The sequence below is a fragment of the Yersinia rohdei ATCC 43380 genome (assembly GCF_000173775.1).
Taxonomy (GTDB): Bacteria; Pseudomonadota; Gammaproteobacteria; order Enterobacterales; family Enterobacteriaceae; genus Yersinia; species Yersinia rohdei.
In genome coordinates this window covers 54,219-78,310 of the sequence record NZ_ACCD01000020.1, presented here as the reverse complement: position 1 = coordinate 78,310, position 24,092 = coordinate 54,219, and the positions used below count along the sequence as shown (strand labels likewise).

Here is a 24,092-nt window from a genome sequence, read left to right as displayed (position 1 = left end):
GCTGAAACTGCGAACACTGACAGCCAAGTGCCAGAGGAAGACCCACGCAAAGCCGCAGTTGCCGCCGCCATTGCTCGAGTGAAAGCTAAAAAAGCCGCTCAAGTCATTAATTCGGATTAACGCTTAATCTGTGACGCCCTGCTGAAGGTGGTAGCAAGGCGTCAATTCACTGCCATCAAATAACTGTAGCAGACTGAAATATCACGCATTTTAGATTCAGCATGGCAAGAATCCACCTCAATAACTTCCATTTCAACCCCACCACCGAATTCCTCGCGCAGTTTAGGCAGAACTTCATTAAATAGATAAGTAGAGAACTTAACGCAATCTTTAGCGCTGCCTTGATGGCTGATAGACAAAAACTCGCCCGCCGGTATTGAGATATGGTCTATCTCGCGGTGCCCTTGCAGTTCATGCTTCTTGTCTTTATCAATTGCGGTCGAATAATACACACTATTTTGCCCCGCCTGACACTCCTTGGCTAAGAACAAGGAATACACACGTTGGCAAGAAAAGTTAATTTCCTTAAAGAAATCGAGCAAAATTTCATCTTTCATCGCCATGCAAGATGAGTGCTGACCACTACGATGATTGTGCTCATCAAAATCCAAACGGCGGGTGAAGCCCACCAGCTCTTTTTCAGGCAAGGTTATCCGTTTGATTTCTGGTGTGTAATTTTCATAAAAACTAAAGCGTGGGATCATTCCCTGCACATTCAAGTGCTCCATCTGCCGAAAATTATTCGGCGTAATACCAAAACGCTTCTTAAAGGTGCGGGTGAAGGTTTGTTGGGAATCAAAGCCTAGCTCATCAGAGATAGTAATGATGGGCCGCCTTGAAATGCGCAAAGCCACAGCAGCCCGAGTCAACACTCGGCCACGTATATAGGAGGCTAATTGTAAACCAACAATACTTTTAAATTTACGTTGCAGATGCCATTTCGAATAGCCAGAAATCTTAGCCACATCATCCAATGTTGGGCGTTTTTCTAAATTGATTTCAATCCACTCGATTAATTCTTCTATAAATAATATGTCTTCGCTTACCATGCTATTGTTCTTTAAATATATATTTATAGTGCATAGTACATTAATCTATCATTATGCCAACGCTTTTCTCAATCCTAATAACATCCACGAATAACCTTTTATTTAACAGTGAGTTATACCCATAAAGCTCCGTTAGGGATTTTCTTGCTAATCACATTATCACCGCATTTTTTGCTACCCACGGCTAATAACGCTTTTTTCTGGCCCTCTATTGCAAGATATTTTTTGTAACTATTTCGATATAAAATGCAAGTTTATTTTTATTTATCACATTTATTAAACACTATTATTTATCTAACAACACAATATAAGATGAATAATAACCCTATGATTAAGACGTATTACACTTTGTCTGAATAGGGTAGAATGCGCAGCAATATTATTCCCCAGACGGCTGAGTGTATTGACGCCCGCAAGCCTTGACTTGCCCGCGCGACGCCTGCGTTTAGAACCTGATTAAGTATTCGACATATGGTTGCAATTTCATGAAATTCAGGCCTGTAACACCGACCCAGAACCCAGGGTTGCAGATAGCCAGCTCACCCTTTACACATAATCAACGTAGCACCCGCAGTATCATGCTGTTGGTGGTGTTGGCGTGCATTCCGGGCATTGTCGCCCAAACCTACTTCTTTGGGTATGGCAGCTTAATTCAAGTGGCGCTGGCCATAGTGACCGCCTGGTTGGCCGAAGGCGCGGTGTTGCAATTGCGCAAGCAACCGGTCTTGATAAGATTGCGTGACAATTCCGCCCTGCTCACCGGTTTGCTGTTAGGGATAAGTCTGCCGCCATTATCCCCTTGGTGGATGATTGTATTAGGCACTTTATTCGCCATTGTGATTGCCAAACAACTCTATGGGGGGTTGGGGCAAAATCCCTTTAATCCGGCCATGGTCGGCTATGTTGTGCTGCTGATTTCATTCCCGGTGCAAATGACCAGTTGGCTGCCCCCACTGCCATTACAAGAGACGCCGGTCGGGTTTTATGACAGCCTGTTAACTATTTTTACCGGATTCACCCACAATGGGGCAGATATCCATCAACTGCAAATGGGGTTTGATGGCATCAGCCAAGCCACCCCACTCGATCATTTTAAAACCGCACTGCGCAGCCAACCGGTGGAAGAGATCCTCCAGCAACCGCTTTTTGCCGGGGCGTTAGCGGGTATCGGCTGGCAGTGGATTAATATTGGGTTTCTGGCGGGCGGCCTGTTTTTGCTGTGGCGTAAAGCCATTCATTGGCATATTCCGGTCAGTTTCCTGCTCGCTTTAGCGGCCTGTGCCAGTATCAGCTGGTTGATTGCGCCACAAAGCTACGCCCCACCGCTGTTGCATCTGTTTTCCGGTGCCACCATGTTGGGGGCGTTCTTTATTGCCACTGACCCCGTCAGTGCCTCTACCACTCCCCGTGGCCGTCTGATTTTCGGGGCGCTGATTGGTATGCTGGTGTGGTTAATTCGGGTTTATGGCGGTTATCCTGACGGCGTGGCCTTTGCCGTGTTATTAGCCAATATCACCGTTCCACTGATTGACCACTATACCCAGCCACGGGTTTATGGCCATAAAACCGGGCACTAATAAGGAGCCGTTATGCTAAACACCATGAAGCGTCACGGTATCACGCTGGCATTATTTGCCGCCGGCGCGACGGGGCTAACCGCTGTGGTTAACTCACTGACCGAGAAGACCATTGCCCAACAGGCCGCATTACAACAAAAAGCCTTGCTGGATCAGGTGGTTCCCACCGAATATTATGACAACGACATGCAAGCAGAATGTTACGTTGTCACTGACCCTGCCTTGGGTAATAGCGCCCCTCACCGCCTTTACCTGGCACGTAAAGCAGGCCAGCCTGCCGCTGCCGCCATTGAGACCACCGCGCCAGATGGGTATTCTGGTGCTATCCAATTGTTGGTGGGGGCCGATTTTCACGGTAACGTCTTGGGCAGCCGGGTAATTGAACACCACGAAACCCCCGGCCTTGGTGATAAAATAGATATTCGTATCTCTGATTGGATTAACCATTTCAGCGGCCAACATGTTGATGGCGAACAGGACGCGCGCTGGGCGGTGAAGAAAGATGGCGGCACTTTTGATCAGTTTACCGGTGCCACTATCACCCCGCGAGCCGTGGTCCGCGCGGTAAAAAACACGACGCTGTATTTAGAAACCCTGCCCGCAAGACTCAATAGTTTGCCGGTCTGTGGAGAACATCAATGAGTGAAGCCAAAGATCTCATAACGCAAGGATTATGGAAAAACAACTCCGCCTTGGTACAATTGCTGGGCCTGTGCCCACTGTTGGCGGTGTCATCCACCGCCACCAATGCATTGGGTTTGGGGCTAGCCACCACTCTGGTGTTGGTGTGCACCAATATCGCGGTTTCGGCCCTGCGCCGCTGGGTACCGCATGAAATTCGCATCCCCATTTACGTGATGATTATTGCTTCCGTGGTCAGTACGGTGCAAATGCTGATTAACGCCTATGCCTTTGGTTTATACGAGTCACTCGGCATATTCATCCCATTGATTGTGACGAACTGTATTGTGATTGGGCGCGCAGAAGCTTACGCGGCTAAAAATCCGGTGGGTTTATCCGCGCTGGATGGTTTATCGATGGGATTAGGCGCTACCGGCGCCCTATTTGTGCTGGGTTCACTGCGCGAAATTCTGGGCAACGGCACCTTATTTGATGGCGCAGATTTATTACTGGGTCATTGGGCCAAAGCATTGCGTATTGACATCTTGCATCTGGACAGCCCATTTCTGCTGGCGATGCTGCCCCCAGGGGCCTTTATTGGTTTAGGGTTAATGCTGGCCGGTAAATATGTCATTGACGAAAAAATGAAAGCGCGCAAAGCCAAAGTACGGGTCACTGCGCCACAAGTTCCGGACATCGCGACTGAGAAAGCCTGATGAATAAAGAAAAACGTGTCGCTATCTTGACTCGCCTGCGGGATAACAACCCGCACCCCACCACCGAGTTGGTTTACAGCACCCCTTTTGAGCTGTTGATTTCAGTATTGTTGTCGGCACAGGCCACGGATGTCAGTGTCAATAAAGCCACCGCCAAGCTTTATCCGGTGGCCAATACCCCACAAGCCATATTAGATTTGGGTGTCGATGGCCTGAAGCCATACATCAAAACTATAGGTTTATTTAATACCAAAGCTGAAAACGTCATCAAAACATGCCGTCAGTTACTGGAAAAACACCAAGGCGAAGTTCCTGAAGATCGCGCCGCGCTAGAAGCCTTACCCGGTGTTGGCCGCAAGACCGCCAATGTGGTGTTGAATACCGCCTTTGGCTGGCCGACCATTGCCGTTGATACCCATATATTCCGAGTCTGTAATCGCACCGGTTTTGCTCCCGGCAGTAATGTTGACCAGGTTGAGGCCAAGTTGCTCAAAGTGGTGCCGGCAGAATTTAAACTTGATTGCCACCACTGGTTGATTCTTCATGGCCGCTATACCTGTATTGCCCGTAAACCGCGCTGTGGCTCCTGCATCATTGAAGACTTATGCGAGTTTAAAGACAAAGTTTATCCCGAGAATTAATTATCGCGCCCGTCGGGGCGCGCTGAGCAGACGCCATTCATTATCCTTCCCCCTGCCGTGCCTCACAGAAATAACTTTGCGTGATAGGTATTGTCTATGCCGTGATAGCCGCATTCGATTAGACGCCAGAGAGCTACCCCACTAGACTTGTAAAAAAATAGAGTCAAACAGTTAATTCCTTGTTACCTGTCTGAAGCAAAAATAACACCTGCGGTATATCAAATATGAAATTTAAATCGGCAATAAAACCCTATAGCGGTGCAGCTGGCGGCTGGGGTTCTCTGGAAGCAACCACCCGCTTTGTGCTGGACAGTAAACAAGCATTGAAAAACATTCGCAATTTGCTGCGCGTCAATCAGGTGAAAGGTTTTGACTGCCCGGGCTGTGCCTGGGGAGATGATAACCACAGCACCTTCAGCTTTTGTGAAAATGGGGCGAAGGCCGTCAGTTGGGAAGCCACCCGTAAAGCCGTCGAACCACAATTTTTTGCCGAACACAGCCTAACCACCTTGCGCCAGCAAAGTGATTATTTCCTTGAATATCAAGGTCGTATCACTCACCCAATGCGCTATAATCCGCACACTGACCGCTATCAACCGATCAGTTGGCAAGCCGCGTTAGCATTGATTGCCAAACACATTAATGGCCTGGACAACCCTAACCAGCTGGAGCTGTATACCTCGGGCCGGGCCAGCAATGAGGCGTCTTACCTTTATCAGTTATTTGGCCGCATGCTCGGTACCAATAACTTCCCTGATTGCTCAAATATGTGTCATGAAGCCAGCGGCACTGGGCTAAAACAGAGTATCGGGGTGGGGAAAGGCACCATTCGGATGCAAGATTTTGAACTGGCGGATGCCATTTTTGTCTTTGGGCAGAATCCGGGCACCAATCATCCACGAATGTTGCACAGCTTACGCCACGCGAAAGATCGCGGCGCTCGAATTGTCAGCTTCAATACGTTACGTGAGCGCGGTCTGGAACGTTTTGCCGATCCACAAAATCCGCTGGAAATGTTAACGCCAAAATCCTCACCTATCAGTTCGGCTTATTTTCAGCCCAATTTAGGCGGCGATATGGCGGCCGTACGCGGCATGGTAAAAGCCCTACTGGAAACTCACCGAGAGCAGTTGGCACAAGGGGGGGCGGGCTTATTTGACCAGAGCTTTATTAGCGCACACACCCAAGGAGTAGAGGCGTACCTGGCAACTGTCGATAGCACCCCGTGGGAGCAGATAACCCAGCAATCTGGCCTGAGTGAAGTGCAAATTCGCCATGCTGCGGATATTTATCAGCATGCGGAGCGCGTTATTCTGACCTGGGCGATGGGCATAACCCAGCACAAGCACTCGGTGAATACCGTACGTGAACTGACCAACCTCCAGTTGCTGTTTGGGCAACTTGGCAAACCGGGGGCGGGTTTATGTCCGGTGCGCGGTCACAGTAATGTGCAGGGTAACCGCACCATGGGTATTGATGAGAAACCCACTGCCGCTATGCTCGCGCGTCTGGGGCAGCATTTTGGTTTCACTCCGCCTCAGGAGGCAGGTCATAACACCGTCGAAGCACTGGAGGCCATGCTGCGCGGTGAAATCAGAGTGCTTATCGCCCTTGGCGGTAACTTGGCGGCCGCCGCTCCTGATACCGCTCGCACCGCCCAAGCATTGCGCAATTGTGACCTGACCGTGCATATCAGTACCAAACTGAATCGCAGCCACCTGATTACCGGCGCGGACGCCTTGATTTTACCTACATTGGGCCGTACGGAGCGCGATATGCAAGCCAGCGGCTCACAATTTATTACGGTAGAAGATTCTTTCAGCATGGTGCATGCCTCCGAGGGTGTGGGGAAACCGCTGGCAGAGACTCAGCATTCTGAAACCGCCATTGTTTGCGGTATTGCCAATGCCGTGTTTGCCGCCAAACCCGCGTCAGGAAAAGCACTGGATTGGCTGGCATTAGCCGATAATTACCACCTGATCCGCGAGCATATTGCCGCGACCATCCCCGGTTTTGATGATTTCAATGCGCGCTGCGAGCAACCCGGCGGTTTCTATCTGGGGAGCGCTGCAGCACAAATGCATTTTGCAACCCCCAGTGGCAAAGCCGAGTTTTGCGCCGCAGCTTTGCCCGAGAGCTTATTCCCGCCGATGGCGGGCGTCCCCGCGCCTTTTGTGCTGCAAACTCTGCGCGCTCATGATCAATACAACACCACGATTTATGGCCTCGACGACCGCTATCGCGGGGTGTATGGTCAGCGGGAAGTCCTGTTTATTAACCCACAAGATCTAGCCGCCTTATCTTTGCAAGATGGCGACCTGGTGGAGATAGAAACTCAGTGGAATGATGGTGTCATCCGCAAAGTCAGTGGGTTCAAATTGGTCAGCTATGATATTCCAGCGGGAAATCTCGCCGCCTATTACCCAGAAACCAATCCACTGGTGCCGCTGTCTAGTTTTGGTGATAACACCCATACACCTACCTCAAAATCCGTGCCCGTGACGGTACGACCTTGGCAGCCGCCGTCATCACTGCGCATTGCCTGAATACATAAAGGCCAATCTATCATTTCGATCTATGAGGGGCAGCGAGCATGCCCCTGTCTCTGACAGGGAATTCCGCGTCAAGGTGATATGCCGCTTGCCCGCAGGGACTGATTCGCGTAAAACTGTCAGCCGGATTAAACCCACTCACTACACCATTCACTGGACGATATGTTTCAAGATAACCCGCTGCTGGCGCAGCTAAAACAGCAACTTCACACTCAGACCCCACGCGTCGAAGGCGTGGTAAAAGGTACTGAGAAAGGCTTTGGCTTTCTTGAGGTAGACGGGCAGAAAAGTTACTTTATTCCGCCACCGCAGATGAAAAAAGTTATGCACGGTGACCGGATTATTGCCACCTTACATACCGATAAAGATCGTGAAATTGTTGAGCCGGAAACTCTGGTTGAGCCATTTTTATCGCGCTTTGTTGGCCGAGTGCAGAACAAAGATGGCCGTCTTTTTATTGTCCCTGACCATCCTCTGCTACGTGACGCCATTCAATGCCGTCCGGCCACTGAGGTAACCCACGATTTCAAAACGGGGGATTGGGCCGTCGCGGAAATGCGCCGCCATCCGTTAAAAGGCGATCGCACCTTTAATGCCGACCTGACCGCCTTTATCACCGACGGAGAAGACCATTTTGTCCCTTGGTGGGTCACCTTGGCGCGCCATAATCTGGAACGTGAAGCCCCAGTGATGGTTGAGTCCGCCCTGCATGATACTGACCTTCAGCGAGAAGATTTGACCGCGCTGAATTTTGTCACCATCGACAGTGCCAGCACCGAAGATATGGACGATGCCCTGTATGTGGAAGACAAAGGTGACGGTTCCCTGTTGTTGACCATTGCCATCGCCGACCCTACCGCCTACGTCGATGAAAACAGTGAGTTGGATTTAATCGCCCGTAAACGTGCGTTTACCAACTATCTGCCGGGCTTTAATATCCCGATGCTGCCGCGCGATTTATCAGACAATCTGTGTTCATTGCGCCCCAATGAACGCCGCCCAGTGCTGGTCTGCCGTGTCACTATCGCCGCAGACGGCGCGCTGGGAGATGATATTCGTTTTTCTGCCGCTTGGGTCGAGTCCAAAGCCAAATTGGTGTATGACGAGGTGTCTGACTGGTTAGAAGGTCAAGGCGACTGGCAGCCACAAAACACCGCTATCGCCGAGCAAATCACCTTACTCAAACGCGTTTGTGACACCCGCAGTGAGTGGCGTCAACAACATGCATTGGTGTTCAAAGACCGCCCTGACTATCGCTTCCTGTTAGGCGATAAAGGCGAAGTGCTGGATATCATTGTTGAACACCGCCGGATTGCCAACCGCATTGTTGAAGAGTGCATGATTGCCGCTAACGTTTGTGCGGCCATTGCTCTGCGCGATAACCTTGGTTTTGGTATTTATAACGTGCATACCGGATTTGATCCGGCGCTGGTCGAACAAGCCGCAACCGTCTTGCAAGCCAATGGGGTTGAAGCCGATCCCCAAGCGCTGCTGACACTGCCGGGCTTCTGTGAATTACGTCGTCATCTTGATGCCCTGCCGACGCAGTTCCTCGACAGCCGTATCCGCCGTTTCCAGACTTTCGCAGAAATCAGCACCCTGCCTGGCCCTCACTTCGGGTTAGGGCTTGAAGCCTACGCCACCTGGACCTCGCCAATTCGTAAATATGGCGATATGGTTAACCATCGCCTGCTAAAAGCCATTATTACTGGCCAGCAAGCAGAAAAACCACAGGATGAAATTACCGTCCAACTGGCAGAGCGCCGCCGGTTAAATCGCATGGCTGAACGTGATGTCGGTGACTGGCTATATGCCCGCTACCTGCAACCTCAAGCCGGTACCGATACGCGCTTTGCAGCAGAAATCATCGATGTGACTCGTGGTGGTCTGCGGGTGCGCTTGTTGGATAACGGCGCGGTGGCCTTTATTCCGGCCCCCTTCATCCATGCAGTTCGTGATGAAATGGTGTGCAGCCAAGAAACCGGCACCGTGCAGATTAAAGGCGAGACGGTGTATAGCCAAAGCGACAAGATTGAAGTTCGCATTGCTGAAGTGCGGATGGAAACCCGCAATGTCGTGGCCCGCCCTGTCGTTTGACAGTCGGTGACTGAGATTCAGTAAAAATGCCGCAAGGCTCGAGCCGTGGTTAACATCCCACGGCTTTTTTATTGCCAAAATAAAGACTGACTCAATTTTAAGATGATGGGTAGCTGTCACAATATGTAAGTAAATGATACTAAACATGAGTTAAAAACAATTAGCACATCACATTTCTCACTTTCGCTACTTTTCTTTCACATTAAAGCTCCTATGTTAAATAACCGTTACGACCTTTAGTCCCCTATTGGCGTCGATAACAGTTAAATTTCCCTACATAACGAAGGAGTCGTTACCCCATGAAGAACGTCAAGACTGTCATTATATGGCTGACCGTGGCGCTAATTGGTGCATTTGCCTTTGCCATGCTGGCACTCAATCGAGGTGAGCATGTCAATGCCATATGGCTAGTGGTGGCCGCAGTAGCCTGTTACAGCATTGCGTATCGTTTCTACAGCCTGTTTATTGCCAAAAATGTCTTTGAGCTGGATGACCGGCGTTTAACCCCTGCCGAACGGCGTAATGACGGGCTGGACTATGTACCAACCAACAAATGGGTGCTTTTCGGTCACCACTTTGCCGCGATTGCCGGTGCCGGGCCATTAGTCGGGCCAATTTTGGCGGCGCAAATGGGCTTCTTGCCGGGCACCATCTGGATTCTGGTGGGGGTGATGATGGCGGGCGCGGTGCAGGACTTCCTGATCCTGTTTATCTCCACCCGTCGTGATGGCCGCTCGCTGGGGGAAATGGCAAAGCAAGAACTGGGCGCATTTGCGGGTGTTATCACCATGTTAGGCGCACTGGGCGTGATGATTATCATCTTGTCGGCACTGGCATTGGTGGTGGTCAAAGCCTTGGCTGACAGTCCTTGGGGCCTGTTTACCATTGCTACCACCATCCCAATCGCCCTGTTTATGGGCGTATATATGCGTTTTATTCGCCCAGGTAAAATCGCCGAAGTGTCCATCATTGGTTTTGTACTGATGATGACCGCGATTATTTACGGCGGAAATATTGCCGCGCACCCTTACTGGGGGCCATTCTTCACCTTGCATGGCACCACGCTGACCTGGGTGCTGGTTATCTATGGGTTTATCGCCTCGGTGTTGCCGGTATGGCTGTTGCTGGCACCGCGAGATTACCTGTCTACCTTCTTGAAAATTGGCGTTATTATCGGTCTGGCCATTGGTATTGTGTTTGCCATGCCGGAAATGAAAATGCCTGCGGTCACGCGCTTTATTGATGGCAGCGGGCCGGTCTTCTCCGGCAGCTTGTTCCCCTTCTTGTTTATCACCATCGCCTGCGGCGCGATTTCCGGCTTCCATGCGTTAGTGGCCAGTGGCACCACACCAAAACTGATTGAGCGCGAAAGTCACACTCGCTTTATCGGTTATGGCGCGATGCTGATGGAATCTTTCGTTGCCATTATGGCGCTGATTTGTGCTTCGGTAATTGACCCGGGCGTTTATTTCGCCATGAACTCACCGGCGGCATTAATTGGCACCACAGTCGAAAGCGCCTCTCTGGCCATCAACAGCTGGGGATTTGCCGTTACCCCTGAAACGCTGGCCATGATTGCCAAAGATGTGGGCGAGAACTCTATTCTTTCTCGTGCGGGCGGTGCACCGACCTTCGCGGTGGGTATGGCGCATATCATCAGTGAAGTCTTTAACAGCCGTAATATGATGGCCTTCTGGTATCACTTTGCCATCCTGTTCGAAGCCATGTTTATTTTGACCGCGGTGGATGCCGGTACCCGTGCTTGCCGCTTTATGGTGCAGGACTTGGTTGGGGTGGTAGTGCCAAGTCTGGCCAATAACCGCTCATGGCTGGGGAACTTGTCTGGCACCACGGTGGCCGTGGCTTGTTGGGGCTATTTTGTCTATCAAGGGGTCATCGACCCGCTGGGTGGCATCAATACCTTGTGGCCATTATTCGGGATTGGTAACCAAATGCTGGCCTCAATGGCGCTGATTTTAGGCACTGTCGTCCTGTTTAAAATGAAGAAGCAGCGCTATGCTTGGGTAACCATCCTGCCAACTATTTGGCTGTTTATTACCTCAATGACCGCAGGTTGGCAGAAGATATTCCATGAAAAACCGAGTATTGGCTTCCTGGCTCAGGCGAAAAAATTCGCCGCTGGGGTCGATCAAGGCGTTTTAATTGCTCCTGCCAAAAGCATTAAAGACATGGAAACTATCGTGTTTAACAACCAGGTCAATGCCGCCTTATGTGCTTTCTTCATGCTGGTGGCGGTGACCATGCTGATTTCATCTTTCTTTGTCATTCGTCGCGCGCTGAAATCCAGCCAGCCGACAACACATGAGACTGAAATCGTGTTCCGTGAGGAGACGGCTCGTGGCTAAAGCAGGTATACCGCTGTCCAGGCGGCCAACGCACCTTTTACAGCATCAGCCATTGCCCCGCGGCCCAAGGCAGATTATACGCTGCGTGCCTTTGGTTCCGGTGGTCGCTCACCCCACAACGTTGTGGGCATGGGTGCGGCTGATTGCACATCGGGTGGCGCAAAGTTTTCGCTTAATGGTGGGCGTGCAGGATTACGGCAATTATGTGAATCATATGCGCCGTCATCATCCAGAGACGCCACCGATGAGTGAGCGAGAATTTCATCGTTATTGTTTGGAGGCGCGATTCCCGAGCGAAGCAGGCAAACTGGGTAAATGCCCCTGTTGATCGTCGGCCGCTGGGGATCTTTAGGGCATAGCAGTGCATAAATAAAGTGTCACGGTTACAAAGTGACAATGTAACAAAAAACGCCCGTTAATTAATTAATCGGGCGTTTTTATTTTTCAGCCCACCCATCCTGAGTCAGCTCAGAATTGGCGTACCAAATGCACCCTGCCAGTCATGTTCAAACTGTTCTACCGCGGCTTGCACTGCCGGAGTGCTGATAAACTGCTCTGCTACCTCCACCGGGAGAGTCACCGACTGGCACCCCGCCAACAAGCAGTCGAGCACCTGTCGTGGTGTACGGAAGCTGGCGGCCAGCACTTTAGCGCCCGGCGCATGCAAGGTCAGCAACTGTTGCAGTTCCCGCACCATTGCAATGCCATCCCCTCCCTGAGCATCCAGCCGATTGACATAAGGCGCGACATATTCGGCTCCCGCTAAGGCAGACAATAGCCCCTGACCGGCACCATAAACCGCGGTGCCCAACGTCGGGATAGACATGGTTTTCAGTTTTTTGATTGCCGCTAATCCTTCCGCCGTGGCGGGCACTTTAATCACCAAACCGGGCACCCGTTGCGATAACAATACCGCCTCAGACACCATCAGTTCGCTGTCACTGGCCAGCACTTGAGCAAAGAGTTTACCCGTGCCACCCAATGCATCGCGCAGCGCCGGCAACACCTCCCAGATAGGTTTGCCCACTTTGGCCAAAATACTTGGATTGGTGGTAACGCCCTGTAATGGCAGGATGCGCGCCAAGCGTTTTACTGCGGCCACATCAGCGGTATCAAGATAAAGCTCCATAAAAACCTCCGGTTTGGATTAGCAAAAATCATTAACCGCAATCATAGACCAATCATCCGCCAAGAACGTGATCTCCATCAAATACCTTTCATTCGAAAGTCATTTACACTTCAAACGAAAGTTTATTTCGTTAACGGGAAAATCATGAACCCAAGACAGCATCTTATTTTACAGCAGGTGAATGACCAACTCCGGGTGAGTGTCAGTGAATTGGCACAGAAAAATCACGTTTCTGAAGTCACTCTCCGCCAAGATCTCAACCTGTTAGAGAAACGGGGTTTGCTCAAGCGCGTTCATGGTGCCGCCGTCGCCCTGCAAAGTGAGGATGTCGCGGTGCGCATGATGACCCATTTTCCGATGAAACAGCTTTTGGCCAACCATGCGGCGACACTGGTCAATGATGGCGAAACGGTGTTTATTGAAAGTGGCAGCAGCAACGCCTTGCTGGCTCATCAACTGGCACAGCGCCCCACCATTACGCTGGTGACCGTGAGCGGCTATATTGCCCGGCAATTAAAAGATTCCGCCTGCGAAGTGATTTTGCTGGGCGGGATTTACCAAAAGAAAAGTGACAGCATGGTCGGCCCCTTAACACAGCTTTGTCTGCGCCATGTCCATTTCAGTAAGGCATTTATCGGTATTGATGGCTATCAGCCAGATGCCGGTTTTACCGGGCGCGACCTGTTGCGGGCGCAAGTGATTAATAGTGTGCTGGCCAAGGGGGCAGAAAATATTATTTTGTCGGATGCCTCAAAATTTGGTCAAGTGCATCAAAACTCACTTGCCCCGCTGGCGGCTATCAGCCGGGTTATTACGGATAACCGCTTGTCGCTGGGTTATCGACAACAGTTACTGTCCCAAGGTATTCAGGTTGATATCCTCAGCGAATAAGCTGAACATAAGCAATTATCAAAATAACCCCGGTTGCTGGAGCATTTAGCATGGCAGAGATTACTTTTACCCGCGAACAAACGCAGCGCATGACCCATAAATTACAGCGGTATCTGGAACAAGAACATCATTTTGAATTGGAAGATTTTGATGCGGAGTTTTTGCTGCAATTTATCAGCCGTGAGCTAGGCGTATATTATTACAATCAAGGCATTAATGATGCTATCGCGCAAGTTGAAGCCAAAATGCTCGATATTACAGACTCGGTGTTATGGTTGGAAAAACCCGTGCAAGACTGAGCACGGGTGAGCTAGCTTACTGCCCGTAATAAGCATCTTTCCCGTGTTTGCGCAGATAATGTTTGTCTAACAATTGCGGCTGCATGGCCCCTAATTGTGGATTTAACTGGCGCGAAAAAATGCCCATATAGGCCAGCTCTTCTAATACCACCGCATTGTGTACCGCATTCTCGGCACTGGTTCCCCAGGCAAATGGCCCATGTGAATTAACCAATACGGCAGGTACTGCATCAGGATTGATGCCGCGCGTCTGAAATGTTTCGATAATCACATTTCCCGTCTCCCACTCATAACGGCCAGCAATCTCTTCTGCCGTCATCAAGCGAGTACAAGGGATAGTGCCATAGAAATAATCTGCATGGGTGGTGCCCCAGGCCGGTAAATCCAACCCGGCTTGCGCCCAGATAGTGGCATGACGGGAATGGGTATGTACTATGCCGCCAACCTGCGGAAAATTAAGGTAAAGCACCCGGTGTGTATCGGTATCAGACGAAGGTTTTTTATCGCCTTCCACCACTTTGCCGGTTTCCAGCTCCACGACCACCATGTCATCTACCGTCATGACGTCATATTCAACACCTGAAGGTTTAATCACCAACAAGCCATGCTGCCTATCGACGGCGCTAACATTTCCCCAAGTGAAGGTCACCAGATTATGGCGCGGTAATGCCAGATTAGCGGCAAGCACTTGCTGCTTCAGTTCGTTGAGCATCGTCGTATCCTGAATAACTGAATTTGTCTCATTTTCAGCGGCACAGGCCAGAATCGGTATGGGATAAATAGCTATAAACAGCGTGCAGATCGGCTGGAAACGACAGTCTGAGAGCCAGACAGAGCCGTGAGTAAATATTGTTCAGCACAGACAATGAGTTAATCGTGCCTTTTACGGCAAATAATCTGTAACTTCCCTGCCTGCCCAGCCAAATTAGGACTATTTACCTATTAAATGATTCCTGGTTATTTATACTAGTTTATATTGAAGGGAAAAGAGGTTTGCCGTATTAATCCCATTTTTAAATTAAAAAAGCGTTTTTTATTCTAAACACCAACATATTATGACTGCGGCTAAAATTGAAATAATGCCTATAGTTACTAAGCTATCTAGTGACTAAAGTAAATTCAATTGGTATTCAGCCAACGTCAGGAGAATTATTATGATGATTATCAATAAACGATTTGCTACTGCCGCCTTGGCACTGACCTTGGCCTTATCATTATCCGCCTGCTCGAACATGTCAAAACGTGACCGTAACACCGCCATTGGTGCCGGTGCCGGTGCGGTAGGGGGTGCGGTCTTGACCGGCAGTACCTTAGGGACATTAGGGGGCGCGGCAATTGGTGGGGTTATTGGCCATCAGGTAGGTAAATAACGTTATCTTTTGTGCTTGAGGTAACAGGGAGTGAGCTGTATTTTCTGACTCGAGTAACTTATTTATCTAGGGCAGCAGAATACGTTCGCTGGTTACCGATAATATCCATCGCTGTGGATTATATTGAGTCTTTCGGATGAAGCTGTCTTAATTATAAACTGGCCAGCTCTAAAACTGACCGGTTATAAAACTGACTTGTTCTAAAACTGACTTGTTCTAAAACTGACTTGTTATAAAATCGACTGGCTATAAACTGGCGGGACAAAGGTTCCGCCAGCCTATGAATGCGCTTATTTTGGCGGCTATATCTCAGCCCCCCGCCAGTTTAACTTTCATCCCTTTCGCTTCCAGCAGTTGCTTTAATAGATCGCGTTTATCCCCTTGAATCTCAATGACGCCCTCTTTCACTGCACCACCACAACCGCACTTTTTCTTCAACTCGGCTGCCAGTTTCTCAAGCATTTCATCACTGCCATCAATACCGGTTATCAGGCTGACGCCCTTCCCTTTGCGGCCACTGCTTTGGCGCTGGATACGCACGATACCATCCCCTTTGGGACGTTCGGGTTTTATCTCTGGCTCACTGATGCGCCCGCTGTCAGTTGAATACACCAGACGGCTATTATCATTACTCATGATGTGCCCTTATTCAGTGAGTTCAGAATGTCACGCAGTGTTTGTTCTGGATCTGGAGATTGGGTGATAGGCCGCCCTATAACCATATAATCCACACCGACGGACTGAGCCTCTTCCGGTGTCATAATCCGGCGTTGATCGCCGGCCTCACTCCCTTGTGGTCTGATCCCCGGCGTCACTAACTTAAAATCAGTGCCACACACTTGCTTCAAACGCACTGCTTCATGGGCGGAACACACCACGCCATCCAGACCACAATCCCAGGTCAATTTCGCCAAGCGCTCAGCTTGTTCCGCCGGGCTGATATTAATGCCGATATCACGTAAATCTTCCCCATCCATGCTGGTCAATACCGTGACCGCAATCAGCAGCGGGGCTTGCTGGCCAAAAGGTAATAGCGCCTCTTTCGCCGCAGTCATCATCCGCGCGCCCCCACTGGCGTGGACATTCACCATCCACACTCCCAGCTCTGCGGCAGCGGCAACCGCATGGGCCGTGGTATTAGGGATATCGTGGAATTTCAAATCGAGGAAAACCTCAAAGCCGCGCTGATGCAGGTCTCGAACCAATTGCGGGCCATATAAAGTAAACATCTCTTTGCCCACTTTTAATCGGCAATCTTGCGGATTAACACGATCAGCAAAGGCTAACGCCGCGTCTTTATTGGCATAATCCAGAGCAACAACAATCGGAGAAGATATTGAGCCACGGTGATTAATTTGAGTTGCAGACGTCATTTTTAAGCCTTTTTCAGTCAGTGAGTCATGATAGCGCCTTTATTCTACAGGGTAGCTCATTGAAATTACAGCAGTCGGGCGGTTGTTTATTGCCAAGTGAGGCTGAGCGTCAGTTTGCGTCAAGGGGATGACCCACACATACCTGTCCTTAAGTAAAAGAGTTTCAAGAAGCGTAAATTATCAATCAAATAATTTGATGCAAATGGTCAGTAGTTTGTGATTTTAATTCAACAGCAATGCTATATCATTCACTCCATCGCAAGACATTGATTGTCTGCTGAAGATTAAATAATAGTTATTTAATCAAATAACAAACAAGAAACTGGAGTTTCACATGAAAAACATCAAATACATCGCGCCAGCAATCCTGCTTTCTTTAGCTTCGTTTACCAGTGTTGCTGCGACACAAATTCAGCACGCTCCATCAACTGGATTGAATGAAATTGGTGTGATTTCTGCCAGTAATGCCGGTACATTAACCGAGCTAGAAACTATTTTGGCCCAGAAAGCACAGGCGGCTGGGGCACAATCTTTCCTCATTACTTCTGCAACCGGCAATAACAAACTCCACGGCACTGCGGTCATTTACCGCTAAGCCTTATAACCCTTTAGGTTAAGTTTGTGTCGTCGAATAAAAGAGCGCCTTGGCGCTCTTTTTGTTTATTCAAATATGAATTTTTTGTGACAGTTGTGTTATCCCCCTAGACAGTTATCTCTCCCTCGCTTAGCTTGGTATTTTCCCCAATGTTGAAGGTTATATGATGAGCGAAATATCGACTTTAACCATTAAGATCCCTCTGGAATTAAAAGAGAAAATAAAAGCTGCGGCCTTAGAAAAACAGTTTTCTCTGAGTACCGAAGTCTGCGAAAGATTAGTAAGCAGTTTTGAGGTCGATGTTAAAAATAGCAAAGCCAGCCGTAAAGAGGCCAAATTGCATCACAGCGAGATTGATAACCAAAGTGTTGAGGAAATTTCAGAACAGCCGTTGAACCAGAAAGAATTGAAAAAACTGCGGCAACTACTGAAAGAGGGTGTGAAAGCGCCTCAGAAGAAAAAGTAAATCGTAAAAAACCGTCTCTATACCCATCGGGTGATTCAGTTCACCCGATGGCAAGCAAGTTAGCTTATTGCCCATCCAGCCCTCTAATGGGTTTCACAGATGCCCAAGCCCGGCATGATGGACAATGCCAATACAATGAATGTGCGGTAAAACCACATTTGTGGCAGCGGTAACGCGGTTTGGTGCGGATTTGCTCCCCAACCATATCACGCAACAACAGCAAGCTCTCTTTCGCACGCCCTTCTTCGGCATCAGCCAAGTGATAATCCATCAACCGATAGAAAACACGCATGGTTGGATGGCGTTGTAACTGGCGATTAATATAGGTTTGCGCCACATCACGGCCTTCATGCTGCTCAAGAATCTCTGCCAGCATTAACTCAGCCGTTGCACCGGTATTGTCTTCAACACAGCGTTTGAGGAAATTCGCCCACGCCTCGGGTTGTTGCAAGTGTTGGTAGCATTCACTCAGGAGCGGCAATGCCTCACTAACCACTTCCTTATCTTGCTGCAACACCCGCTCCAGCGCGTCAACGCCTTTAGCGTACTCGCCCTTGGCAAGATACAAGCGGCCTTGCATGATGGAGACCCGGGCGCATTGTTTATCTGCAGAAGCCGCTTTTTTCAACAGCCCCATCGCCTTATCCAGGTCATCACTGCTCATTGCTTGCAGAGCAAGCTCGCAATAAAAGTGCGCAATTTCCAAACGCTGATTATCTTTGCCCATCTTGACCAGTTTTTCTGCCACTTCAATGGCATTATTCCAGTCACTGGTCGCCTGATGAATAATTAATAGCTGCTGGAGCGCACCCAGCCGAAAATCTTGTTCCTCAACCAATTGGTTGAACATATCTTCAGCGCGATCATATAAACCCGCCGCCATGTAATCGCGGCCGAGTTGCTGAATGGCCAACAGCCGTTGTTCGAATGTCAAAGAAGCGCTTTCCATCAGAGCCTGATGAATGCGGATCGCGCGGTCAACCTCACCCCGTGAGCGGAACAGATTACCCAGAGTAAGATGAGCTTCAACTGCTGAGCTGTCTTCTTTCAGCATTTCCAAGAACAAATCAACGGCTTTGTCCTGCTGATTGGAAAGAAGGAAGTTAACCCCGGCGACATATTCACGAGACAAGCGGTTAGCGTCTTGCTGTTTGTCCTGCTGAGCACTTCTACGCCCCATATACCAACCATAGGCGGCAGCGATGGGTAACAGCAGAAACAGCATTTCTAACATAGAAAATTATTCCTTGCTAACAGCAGGTGCAACAGCCGTCGCGCTGGATTGAGCGGCGGGTTCAAGCTGTGCTTCAAGACGTTTGATTTTCCGCTCTGCACGGCCCAATGAGATCCGCACCCGCAGATAAAACAGCCCGCAAATAATCCATCCCAGAACCAAGCCCGCCGCAAACAGTGTGGCTAAAAGCGTAGAGACGCGATACTCACCTTGAGCCAATAAGTAATTAAAGGTGACAACTTGGTCATTATTGGCCCCTAACGTGACGGAAATCACAAAAATCACTAGCACTAACAAAAAAATCAGCAAATATTTCACGTTTTTTCCTAAAGGCCGAATCAACCTGATGAATTATGCCAAAAATGTGGCGCGCTTACTTAACAAATTAGCACTTCCTTACCCTGCAAAGAAACCCTGCACCAAGATAAAGCGGCCAACTTGCACTTAATAGATATTATTTTAAGCATCCTAACTGCGAATAATAACTAATCGCCTAATTTTCTTTATGTTCGCGGGTCTTTATCTCCTGTTTTTCTTGCGCAGGAGGGGTTAATGGGCCGAACCAACGCTGCACTAAATAGCATACTACCGCGACTAATAAACCACTCATCAAGGTTGCCGCCACCAGATCCCGCGGCCAATGCATGCCCAAGACCAGTCGGCTCATCATCACACCTTGCGCCCATAGCATCAGTAAAATAACGGTTTTGTAATGTCGCCGTGGCCATAATAACCCCACCGCCAGTAATGCCCAGCTGGCAGCAAAAACAGTATGGCCCGACGGAAAGGCAAAACCGGTTTCAAATTGCCAATGACGGCCTAACCAGGGGGGAACCAGCGTTTGATTCTGCAATTGTTGTTTGACTAACTCGCTGCGCTCAGCACGGGGCAGTGAATAGAAAAAGCGTTTATCAATATGATGCTTAGCTTCAAGCCAGACCACAAAAGGTCTCGGTTCCTGCACTTGCTCTTTAATCAGCGATTTTACACCTTGCCCCAGCACAATAACACCGCCCAAAATTACCAATAACCCGATGGCCGGTTTGAGACGAAAGCGCAAGCACCATAAAAACCAGCCGCCAAGCAGCACACTGGTCACAATTCCCCAAGGTGCGGTCACCGTCTCCGTCAGCCAGAAAAAACCTTTCAGCCAACTTTCACTGCTGCCAGGTTGCCACTGCCAGCCAGAAAGCCAAATAATAAAGGCTGGCAGCAGTAGAATAAATGCGCCAAGGCTAATTCGTTTTGCTATATTCCCCATCTGAGATCCTTTGCTTCTCGCCATGTCCACGACACATTATCTATAGTGATGGCGCAAATTGCATCTATAGCCATAACTTATCAATTCTACTACCCATTGATAACATATAAATTTTTTCGCCACCGCCCAAATAAATTCCCGTAAGGTATTCACTCCGGCCTTCTTGCTGCTTTGTTGAACAGCAGTGAGTTAAAAGTTATGGCAATATAGCTAATAATGATCGCAGAGAAACCGTTTATTTCCCTTTATCCCCAAAGATAAGAGAGATATGCAGTAGAATATGCGACAACCTTCTTAAGGGTCTGAAGTTATAATATGAACAGTAAGATGCAGCTAAAACGTGTAGCAGAAGCCAAATTACCTACTCCTTGGGGTGATTTTCTGATGGTCGGTTTTGAAGAATTAGCCAGCGGCCATGACCATCTGGCCTTAATCTTTGGTGATATCAGCGGCGATGAACCGGTACTTTCTCGTGTTCATTCTGAATGTTTGACCGGTGATGCTTTATTTAGCCTGCGCTGTGACTGTGGTTTTCAGTTAGAAGCCGCACTGGCGCATATTGCAGAAGCGGGCCGTGGTGTCCTGATTTATCATCGCCAGGAAGGCCGTAATATCGGTTTGCTGAATAAGATTCGCGCCTATGCTTTGCAGGATTTGGGGGCGGATACGGTTGAAGCTAACCATCAACTGGGTTTTGCCGCCGATGAACGCGATTTCACCTTGTGTGCGGATATGTACAAATTACTCGGTGTCAAAGCCGTGCGGTTGCTGACGAATAACCCTAAAAAGGTGGAAATCCTTTCAGAGGCTGGGATTAATATCGTCGAGCGCGTTCCGCTTATTGTTGGGCAGAATCCGAAGAACGAACAATATATGGCAACCAAAGCGGCTAAAATGGGCCATTTGTTGACCAAATAGTCAAGATGGTCGAGAAGTCTGGCGCGAATATTGCCATGATGTAGCCAATATCAGGGGGCCTCGCAGCCCCCTTTTTACTGACTTTTTTGCGGGTCAATCCAAATAGTGACACTGTCACCAAATTACAGCTCACATCACAACATTTTGCGGATCACATAATGCAAAATGCCGCCATTTTCGAAATAAACCAATTCATTACCAGTATCTATACGGCAACGAGTATTAACTATCTGCTGCCGCCCATCGGCATAAGTGATGGCTACCGCCACTGTTTGCCCCGGTGCCAGATTTTGTAACCCACTGACACTAATGGATTCATCACCCGACAGCCCCAAGGTCTTGCGGTCTACCCCTGCGGGGAACTCCAGTGGCAAGATCCCCATACCTATTAAGTTTGAGCGGTGAATACGTTCGAATGATTCAGCAATGACCACCCTAACCCCCAGTAATCGTGGCCCTTTCGCGGCCCAGTCGCGGCTGGAGCCGGAGCCATACTCTTTCCCGGCAATCACCGCCAGCGGCACGTTTTCCTGCTGATAGCGCATAGCGGCATCATAAATTGGCATTTCATTTTGCGAAGGAATATGACGGGTGACGCCACCTTCCACCCCTGGCACCATTTCGTTACGAATACGTATATTGGCAAATGTCCCGCGCATCATAACTTCATGGTTACCACGGCGAGATCCATAAGAGTTGAACTCTTTAATTTCGACACCACGATCGCGCAGATAGCGCCCTGCCGGGCTGTCTAGCTTGATATTCCCCGCCGGAGAGATATGGTCGGTGGTGACAGAGTCTGCCAAAATTGCCAAAATACGCGCATGATGGATATCCTGCACCGGCTCAGGTAACGCCTTCATATCACTAAAGAAAGGCGGTAACCGAATATAAGTGGAATCCGTTTGCCAGTCATAGGTTGGCGTGCTATCGACCTCAATCGCCTGCCACTCTTCGTCACCATCAAATACCGCAGCATATTCCTTGCGGAACATCTCGGTTTTAACCTCTTCCACCGCTTTGGCGATTTCAAGCCCGGTTGGCCAGATATCTTTCAGGTAAACCGGATTACCCTGCGGATCTTCACCCAGCGCGTCTTGAGCCAAATTGACATTCATATTACCGGCCAATGCATAAGCCACCACCAATGGTGGTGATGCCAACCAGTTGGTTTTTACCAATGGATGAATGCGCCCCTCAAAGTTGCGGTTCCCCGAGAGCACCGCCCCGACGGTTAAATCCCCTTCCTTGATGGCTTTTTCTATTGAGTCCGGTAATGGGCCAGAGTTACCTATACAGGTCGTGCAGCCATAACCCACCAGATTAAAGCCCAAGTTATCAAGATAAGGGGTTAAACCTGCCGAATTGAGGTATTCAGTCACCACTTTAGACCCCGGTGCCAATGAGGTTTTGACCCAAGGTTTGGTTTTAAGCCCTTTTTCGGCAGCCTTTTTAGCTAATAATCCCGCTGCCATTAAGACACTTGGATTCGAGGTATTGGTACATGAAGTGATGGCGGCGATCACTACCGCCCCTTGTTGCAGCTGATGAGTTTGCCCCTCATGAGTGAAAGCCACCTGGCTGACTTTATCTTTTTTGCGGTTAACCTCCAGCTCGTCAAATGCATTAAACGCCAGCGGAACTTTAGCCAGTGCCACGCGGTCTTGTGGGCGTTTTGGCCCCGCTAAGCTGGCTTCTACTGTGCTGAGGTCCAGTGATAACTGGCTGGTAAATACCGGTTCATCCCCGGCATGTCGCCATAATCCCTGTACTTTGCAGTAAGTCTCAACCAAGGCAATTTGTTCATCACTGCGGCCACTTAACCGCATATAACTCAGAGTCACGTCATCTACCGGGAAGAAACCACAAGTCGCGCCATATTCCGGTGACATATTGGCGATAGTCGCCCGATCAGCCAGGGGCAAATCCGCCAGACCATCACCATAAAACTCAACAAATTTACCGACCACACCGTGCTTTCTCAGCATTTGTGTCACCGTCAGCACTAAATCGGTGGCGGTTATCCCTTCGCGCATCTTGCCGGTCATTTTAAAACCCACCACATCGGGGATTAGCATGGAAACCGGTTGGCCCAGCATCGCCGCTTCGGCCTCAATCCCGCCAACGCCCCACCCCAGTATCCCTAAGCCATTAATCATGGTGGTGTGGGAGTCGGTGCCCACCAAGGTATCCGGATAGGCGATTTGTTTGCCATCTTGCGCTTCATGCCAGACGGTCTGACCTAAATATTCCAGATTAACTTGATGGCAAATACCGGTACCCGGCGGTACTACACGAAAACGGCTAAAGGCTTTTTGCCCCCAGCGCAGGAAAATATAGCGTTCGTGGTTACGTTCCATTTCTAATCGGACGTTTTCACCAAATGCGGCTTTGTCACCAAACTCATCCACAGTGACGGAGTGGTCAATAACCAAATCTACCGGGGATAATGGGTTAACCTGCGCCACGTCGCCACCCAGACGTTTCACCGCCTCGCGCATCGCGGCTAAATCAACCACCGCCGGGACGCCGGTAAAATCTTGCATTAATACCCGTGCTGGGCGATAGGCGATTTCTTTATCAGCATGGCCGGTGTGTTGCCAATCGACGATAGCTTTTAGATCAGCTTCCTGAACTTGCTCACCATCCAGATGGCGTAGCAGGTTTTCTAACAAGACTTTCAATGATTTAGGTAATCGGTCGATATCTCCAAGCTCTGCCGCCAGTTGCGGCAGGCTGTAATAGTGATACTCGTGATTAAGGGCGACCAACCTGGCCATACTCGTTTTTCTCAGATCCAACGACATAGCGCCTCCCATGTTTCTTATAAGTGTTCTATATCAGCAATGACCTCAAGAGCCTATCCCATTGAGATTATGTGGACTAGATTAAATATAACACAAAGAAACATTAACATTCTGGCAACAATGACGTTTA

23 protein-coding genes are annotated in these 24,092 nt (G+C 49.4%); 14 read left to right on the top strand and 9 right to left on the bottom strand.

Features of this window, described 5'->3' with window-relative positions; genetic code table 11:
- Positions 1 to 161: 161 nt before the first annotated feature.
- Positions 162 to 1,049 (bottom strand): helix-turn-helix domain-containing protein, encoded by an 888-nt coding sequence (locus tag YROHD0001_RS05365; RefSeq protein ID WP_004715607.1) that lies wholly within the window; start codon positions 1,047 to 1,049, stop codon positions 162 to 164.
- Between the two features lie 485 nt (positions 1,050 to 1,534).
- On the opposite strand from YROHD0001_RS05365, the gene rsxD reads away from it, so the two are divergent.
- The 8 genes from rsxD (at position 1,535) to YROHD0001_RS05400 (ending at position 11,947) form a co-directional block, all read left to right on the top strand.
- Complete coding sequence (rsxD, locus tag YROHD0001_RS05370) at positions 1,535 to 2,626, top strand: electron transport complex subunit RsxD (protein WP_004715605.1); 1,092 nt, start codon at positions 1,535 to 1,537, stop codon at positions 2,624 to 2,626.
- 12 nt (positions 2,627 to 2,638) lie between these two features.
- Positions 2,639 to 3,268, top strand: a complete 630-nt coding sequence (gene rsxG / locus YROHD0001_RS05375) for an electron transport complex subunit RsxG (RefSeq protein WP_004715604.1) — start codon at positions 2,639 to 2,641, stop codon at positions 3,266 to 3,268.
- Positions 3,265 to 3,963, top strand: a complete 699-nt coding sequence (locus YROHD0001_RS05380; RefSeq protein ID WP_032817364.1) for an electron transport complex subunit E — start codon at positions 3,265 to 3,267, stop codon at positions 3,961 to 3,963. Before rsxG ends, YROHD0001_RS05380 begins: the two co-directional genes overlap by 4 nt.
- Entirely contained in the window at positions 3,963 to 4,604 is a 642-nt protein-coding gene (nth, locus tag YROHD0001_RS0118285) for an endonuclease III (protein WP_032817363.1), read from the top strand. The genes YROHD0001_RS05380 and nth overlap by 1 nt, the downstream gene beginning before the upstream one ends.
- Before the next feature lie 224 nt (positions 4,605 to 4,828).
- Positions 4,829 to 7,150, top strand: a complete 2,322-nt coding sequence (locus YROHD0001_RS05385; protein WP_004715602.1) for an FdhF/YdeP family oxidoreductase — start codon at positions 4,829 to 4,831, stop codon at positions 7,148 to 7,150.
- A gap of 168 nt (positions 7,151 to 7,318) precedes the next feature.
- On the top strand, positions 7,319 to 9,253 hold the full coding sequence (locus YROHD0001_RS05390; protein ID WP_004715601.1) for an exoribonuclease II: 1,935 nt from the start codon (positions 7,319 to 7,321) through the stop codon (positions 9,251 to 9,253).
- A 299-nt stretch (positions 9,254 to 9,552) separates the two neighbouring features.
- Positions 9,553 to 11,619, top strand: coding sequence for a carbon starvation CstA family protein (locus tag YROHD0001_RS05395; protein ID WP_032817362.1), 2,067 nt, complete (start codon positions 9,553 to 9,555; stop codon positions 11,617 to 11,619).
- Positions 11,612 to 11,947, top strand: a complete 336-nt coding sequence (locus YROHD0001_RS05400; protein ID WP_072100655.1) for a YbdD/YjiX family protein — start codon at positions 11,612 to 11,614, stop codon at positions 11,945 to 11,947. Before YROHD0001_RS05395 ends, YROHD0001_RS05400 begins: the two co-directional genes overlap by 8 nt.
- Positions 11,948 to 12,082: 135 nt before the next feature.
- Here the strand turns inward: YROHD0001_RS05400 and fsa are convergent, their stop codons facing one another.
- A complete protein-coding gene (gene fsa, locus YROHD0001_RS05405; RefSeq protein ID WP_004715598.1) occupies positions 12,083 to 12,748 on the bottom strand; it encodes a fructose-6-phosphate aldolase in 666 nt (221 codons plus the stop codon).
- 144 nt (positions 12,749 to 12,892) lie between these two features.
- Between fsa and YROHD0001_RS05410 the strand changes: the two genes are divergently transcribed.
- Both YROHD0001_RS05410 and YROHD0001_RS05415 read left to right on the top strand, forming a co-directional pair.
- The gene (locus YROHD0001_RS05410) at positions 12,893 to 13,639 is read left to right on the top strand and encodes a DeoR/GlpR family DNA-binding transcription regulator (RefSeq protein WP_004715597.1); all 747 of its coding nucleotides are present in this window, start codon (positions 12,893 to 12,895) and stop codon (positions 13,637 to 13,639) included.
- 50 nt (positions 13,640 to 13,689) lie between these two features.
- Complete coding sequence (locus YROHD0001_RS05415) at positions 13,690 to 13,938, top strand: DUF2164 domain-containing protein (protein WP_004715596.1); 249 nt, start codon at positions 13,690 to 13,692, stop codon at positions 13,936 to 13,938.
- A gap of 16 nt (positions 13,939 to 13,954) precedes the next feature.
- On the opposite strand, the gene araD is transcribed toward YROHD0001_RS05415, so the two are convergent.
- A complete protein-coding gene (gene araD, locus YROHD0001_RS05420; RefSeq protein WP_004715595.1) occupies positions 13,955 to 14,650 on the bottom strand; it encodes an L-ribulose-5-phosphate 4-epimerase in 696 nt (231 codons plus the stop codon).
- 442 nt (positions 14,651 to 15,092) lie between these two features.
- Here araD and osmB point away from each other — a divergent pair, with 442 nt between their 5' ends.
- Positions 15,093 to 15,308, top strand: a complete 216-nt coding sequence (gene osmB, locus YROHD0001_RS0118280) for an osmotically-inducible lipoprotein OsmB (RefSeq protein WP_002210611.1) — start codon at positions 15,093 to 15,095, stop codon at positions 15,306 to 15,308.
- A 309-nt stretch (positions 15,309 to 15,617) separates the two neighbouring features.
- Here the strand turns inward: osmB and yciH are convergent, their stop codons facing one another.
- The gene (gene yciH, locus YROHD0001_RS05425; RefSeq protein ID WP_032817361.1) at positions 15,618 to 15,944 is read right to left on the bottom strand and encodes a stress response translation initiation inhibitor YciH; all 327 of its coding nucleotides are present in this window, start codon (positions 15,942 to 15,944) and stop codon (positions 15,618 to 15,620) included.
- Entirely contained in the window at positions 15,941 to 16,681 is a 741-nt protein-coding gene (pyrF, locus tag YROHD0001_RS05430) for an orotidine-5'-phosphate decarboxylase (RefSeq protein WP_004715591.1), read from the bottom strand. The genes yciH and pyrF overlap by 4 nt, the downstream gene beginning before the upstream one ends.
- Before the next feature lie 334 nt (positions 16,682 to 17,015).
- Between pyrF and bhsA the strand changes: the two genes are divergently transcribed.
- Positions 17,016 to 17,276: a multiple stress resistance protein BhsA gene (gene bhsA / locus YROHD0001_RS05435; RefSeq protein ID WP_004715590.1), complete on the top strand. Its 261-nt coding sequence runs from the start codon at positions 17,016 to 17,018 to the stop codon at positions 17,274 to 17,276.
- Positions 17,277 to 17,442: 166 nt separating this feature from the next.
- Positions 17,443 to 17,742: a hypothetical protein gene (locus tag YROHD0001_RS05440; RefSeq protein ID WP_032817360.1), complete on the top strand. Its 300-nt coding sequence runs from the start codon at positions 17,443 to 17,445 to the stop codon at positions 17,740 to 17,742.
- Positions 17,743 to 17,806: 64 nt separating this feature from the next.
- On the opposite strand, the gene lapB is transcribed toward YROHD0001_RS05440, so the two are convergent.
- The 3 genes from lapB to pgpB form a co-directional block, all read right to left on the bottom strand.
- Complete coding sequence (gene lapB / locus YROHD0001_RS05445; RefSeq protein WP_004715588.1) at positions 17,807 to 18,976, bottom strand: lipopolysaccharide assembly protein LapB; 1,170 nt, start codon at positions 18,974 to 18,976, stop codon at positions 17,807 to 17,809.
- A 6-nt stretch (positions 18,977 to 18,982) separates the two neighbouring features.
- Positions 18,983 to 19,294 carry a LapA family protein gene (locus YROHD0001_RS05450; RefSeq protein WP_004715587.1) on the bottom strand — a complete coding sequence of 104 codons (312 nt, stop codon included), beginning with the start codon at positions 19,292 to 19,294 and terminating at the stop codon, positions 18,983 to 18,985.
- Positions 19,295 to 19,469: 175 nt separating this feature from the next.
- Positions 19,470 to 20,237 (bottom strand): phosphatidylglycerophosphatase B, encoded by a 768-nt coding sequence (gene pgpB, locus YROHD0001_RS05455; RefSeq protein ID WP_004715586.1) that lies wholly within the window; start codon positions 20,235 to 20,237, stop codon positions 19,470 to 19,472.
- A gap of 327 nt (positions 20,238 to 20,564) precedes the next feature.
- On the opposite strand from pgpB, the gene ribA reads away from it, so the two are divergent.
- The gene (gene ribA / locus YROHD0001_RS05460; protein WP_004715585.1) at positions 20,565 to 21,155 is read left to right on the top strand and encodes a GTP cyclohydrolase II; all 591 of its coding nucleotides are present in this window, start codon (positions 20,565 to 20,567) and stop codon (positions 21,153 to 21,155) included.
- A 134-nt stretch (positions 21,156 to 21,289) separates the two neighbouring features.
- Here ribA and acnA read toward each other — a convergent pair whose 3' ends face one another.
- The gene (acnA, locus tag YROHD0001_RS05465) at positions 21,290 to 23,962 is read right to left on the bottom strand and encodes an aconitate hydratase AcnA (RefSeq protein WP_032817359.1); all 2,673 of its coding nucleotides are present in this window, start codon (positions 23,960 to 23,962) and stop codon (positions 21,290 to 21,292) included.
- Between the last annotated feature and the right edge of the window lie 130 nt (positions 23,963 to 24,092).

Excerpts from the sequence above, each read along its gene's own strand:
- YROHD0001_RS05380 (WP_032817364.1), top strand. The coding sequence starts at position 3,265 with ATGAGTGAAGCCAAAGATCTCATAACGCAAGGATTATGGAAAAACAAC.
- fsa (WP_004715598.1), bottom strand. The coding sequence starts at position 12,748 with ATGGAGCTTTATCTTGATACCGCTGATGTGGCCGCAGTAAAACGCTTG.
- rsxG (WP_004715604.1), top strand. The coding sequence starts at position 2,639 with ATGCTAAACACCATGAAGCGTCACGGTATCACGCTGGCATTATTTGCC.
- pgpB (WP_004715586.1), bottom strand. The coding sequence starts at position 20,237 with ATGGGGAATATAGCAAAACGAATTAGCCTTGGCGCATTTATTCTACTG.
- YROHD0001_RS05415 (WP_004715596.1), top strand. The coding sequence starts at position 13,690 with ATGGCAGAGATTACTTTTACCCGCGAACAAACGCAGCGCATGACCCAT.
- nth (WP_032817363.1), top strand. The coding sequence starts at position 3,963 with ATGAATAAAGAAAAACGTGTCGCTATCTTGACTCGCCTGCGGGATAAC.
- osmB (WP_002210611.1), top strand. The coding sequence starts at position 15,093 with ATGATGATTATCAATAAACGATTTGCTACTGCCGCCTTGGCACTGACC.
- YROHD0001_RS05440 (WP_032817360.1), top strand. The coding sequence starts at position 17,443 with ATGAGCGAAATATCGACTTTAACCATTAAGATCCCTCTGGAATTAAAA.
- YROHD0001_RS05410 (WP_004715597.1), top strand. The coding sequence starts at position 12,893 with ATGAACCCAAGACAGCATCTTATTTTACAGCAGGTGAATGACCAACTC.
- YROHD0001_RS05365 (WP_004715607.1), bottom strand. The coding sequence starts at position 1,049 with ATGGTAAGCGAAGACATATTATTTATAGAAGAATTAATCGAGTGGATT.
- YROHD0001_RS05395 (WP_032817362.1), top strand. The coding sequence starts at position 9,553 with ATGAAGAACGTCAAGACTGTCATTATATGGCTGACCGTGGCGCTAATT.
- acnA (WP_032817359.1), bottom strand. The coding sequence starts at position 23,962 with ATGTCGTTGGATCTGAGAAAAACGAGTATGGCCAGGTTGGTCGCCCTT.
- bhsA (WP_004715590.1), top strand. The coding sequence starts at position 17,016 with ATGAAAAACATCAAATACATCGCGCCAGCAATCCTGCTTTCTTTAGCT.
- yciH (WP_032817361.1), bottom strand. The coding sequence starts at position 15,944 with ATGAGTAATGATAATAGCCGTCTGGTGTATTCAACTGACAGCGGGCGC.
- araD (WP_004715595.1), bottom strand. The coding sequence starts at position 14,650 with ATGCTCAACGAACTGAAGCAGCAAGTGCTTGCCGCTAATCTGGCATTA.
- rsxD (WP_004715605.1), top strand. The coding sequence starts at position 1,535 with ATGAAATTCAGGCCTGTAACACCGACCCAGAACCCAGGGTTGCAGATA.
- YROHD0001_RS05385 (WP_004715602.1), top strand. The coding sequence starts at position 4,829 with ATGAAATTTAAATCGGCAATAAAACCCTATAGCGGTGCAGCTGGCGGC.
- YROHD0001_RS05390 (WP_004715601.1), top strand. The coding sequence starts at position 7,319 with ATGTTTCAAGATAACCCGCTGCTGGCGCAGCTAAAACAGCAACTTCAC.
- ribA (WP_004715585.1), top strand. The coding sequence starts at position 20,565 with ATGCAGCTAAAACGTGTAGCAGAAGCCAAATTACCTACTCCTTGGGGT.
- lapB (WP_004715588.1), bottom strand. The coding sequence starts at position 18,976 with ATGTTAGAAATGCTGTTTCTGCTGTTACCCATCGCTGCCGCCTATGGT.
- pyrF (WP_004715591.1), bottom strand. The coding sequence starts at position 16,681 with ATGACGTCTGCAACTCAAATTAATCACCGTGGCTCAATATCTTCTCCG.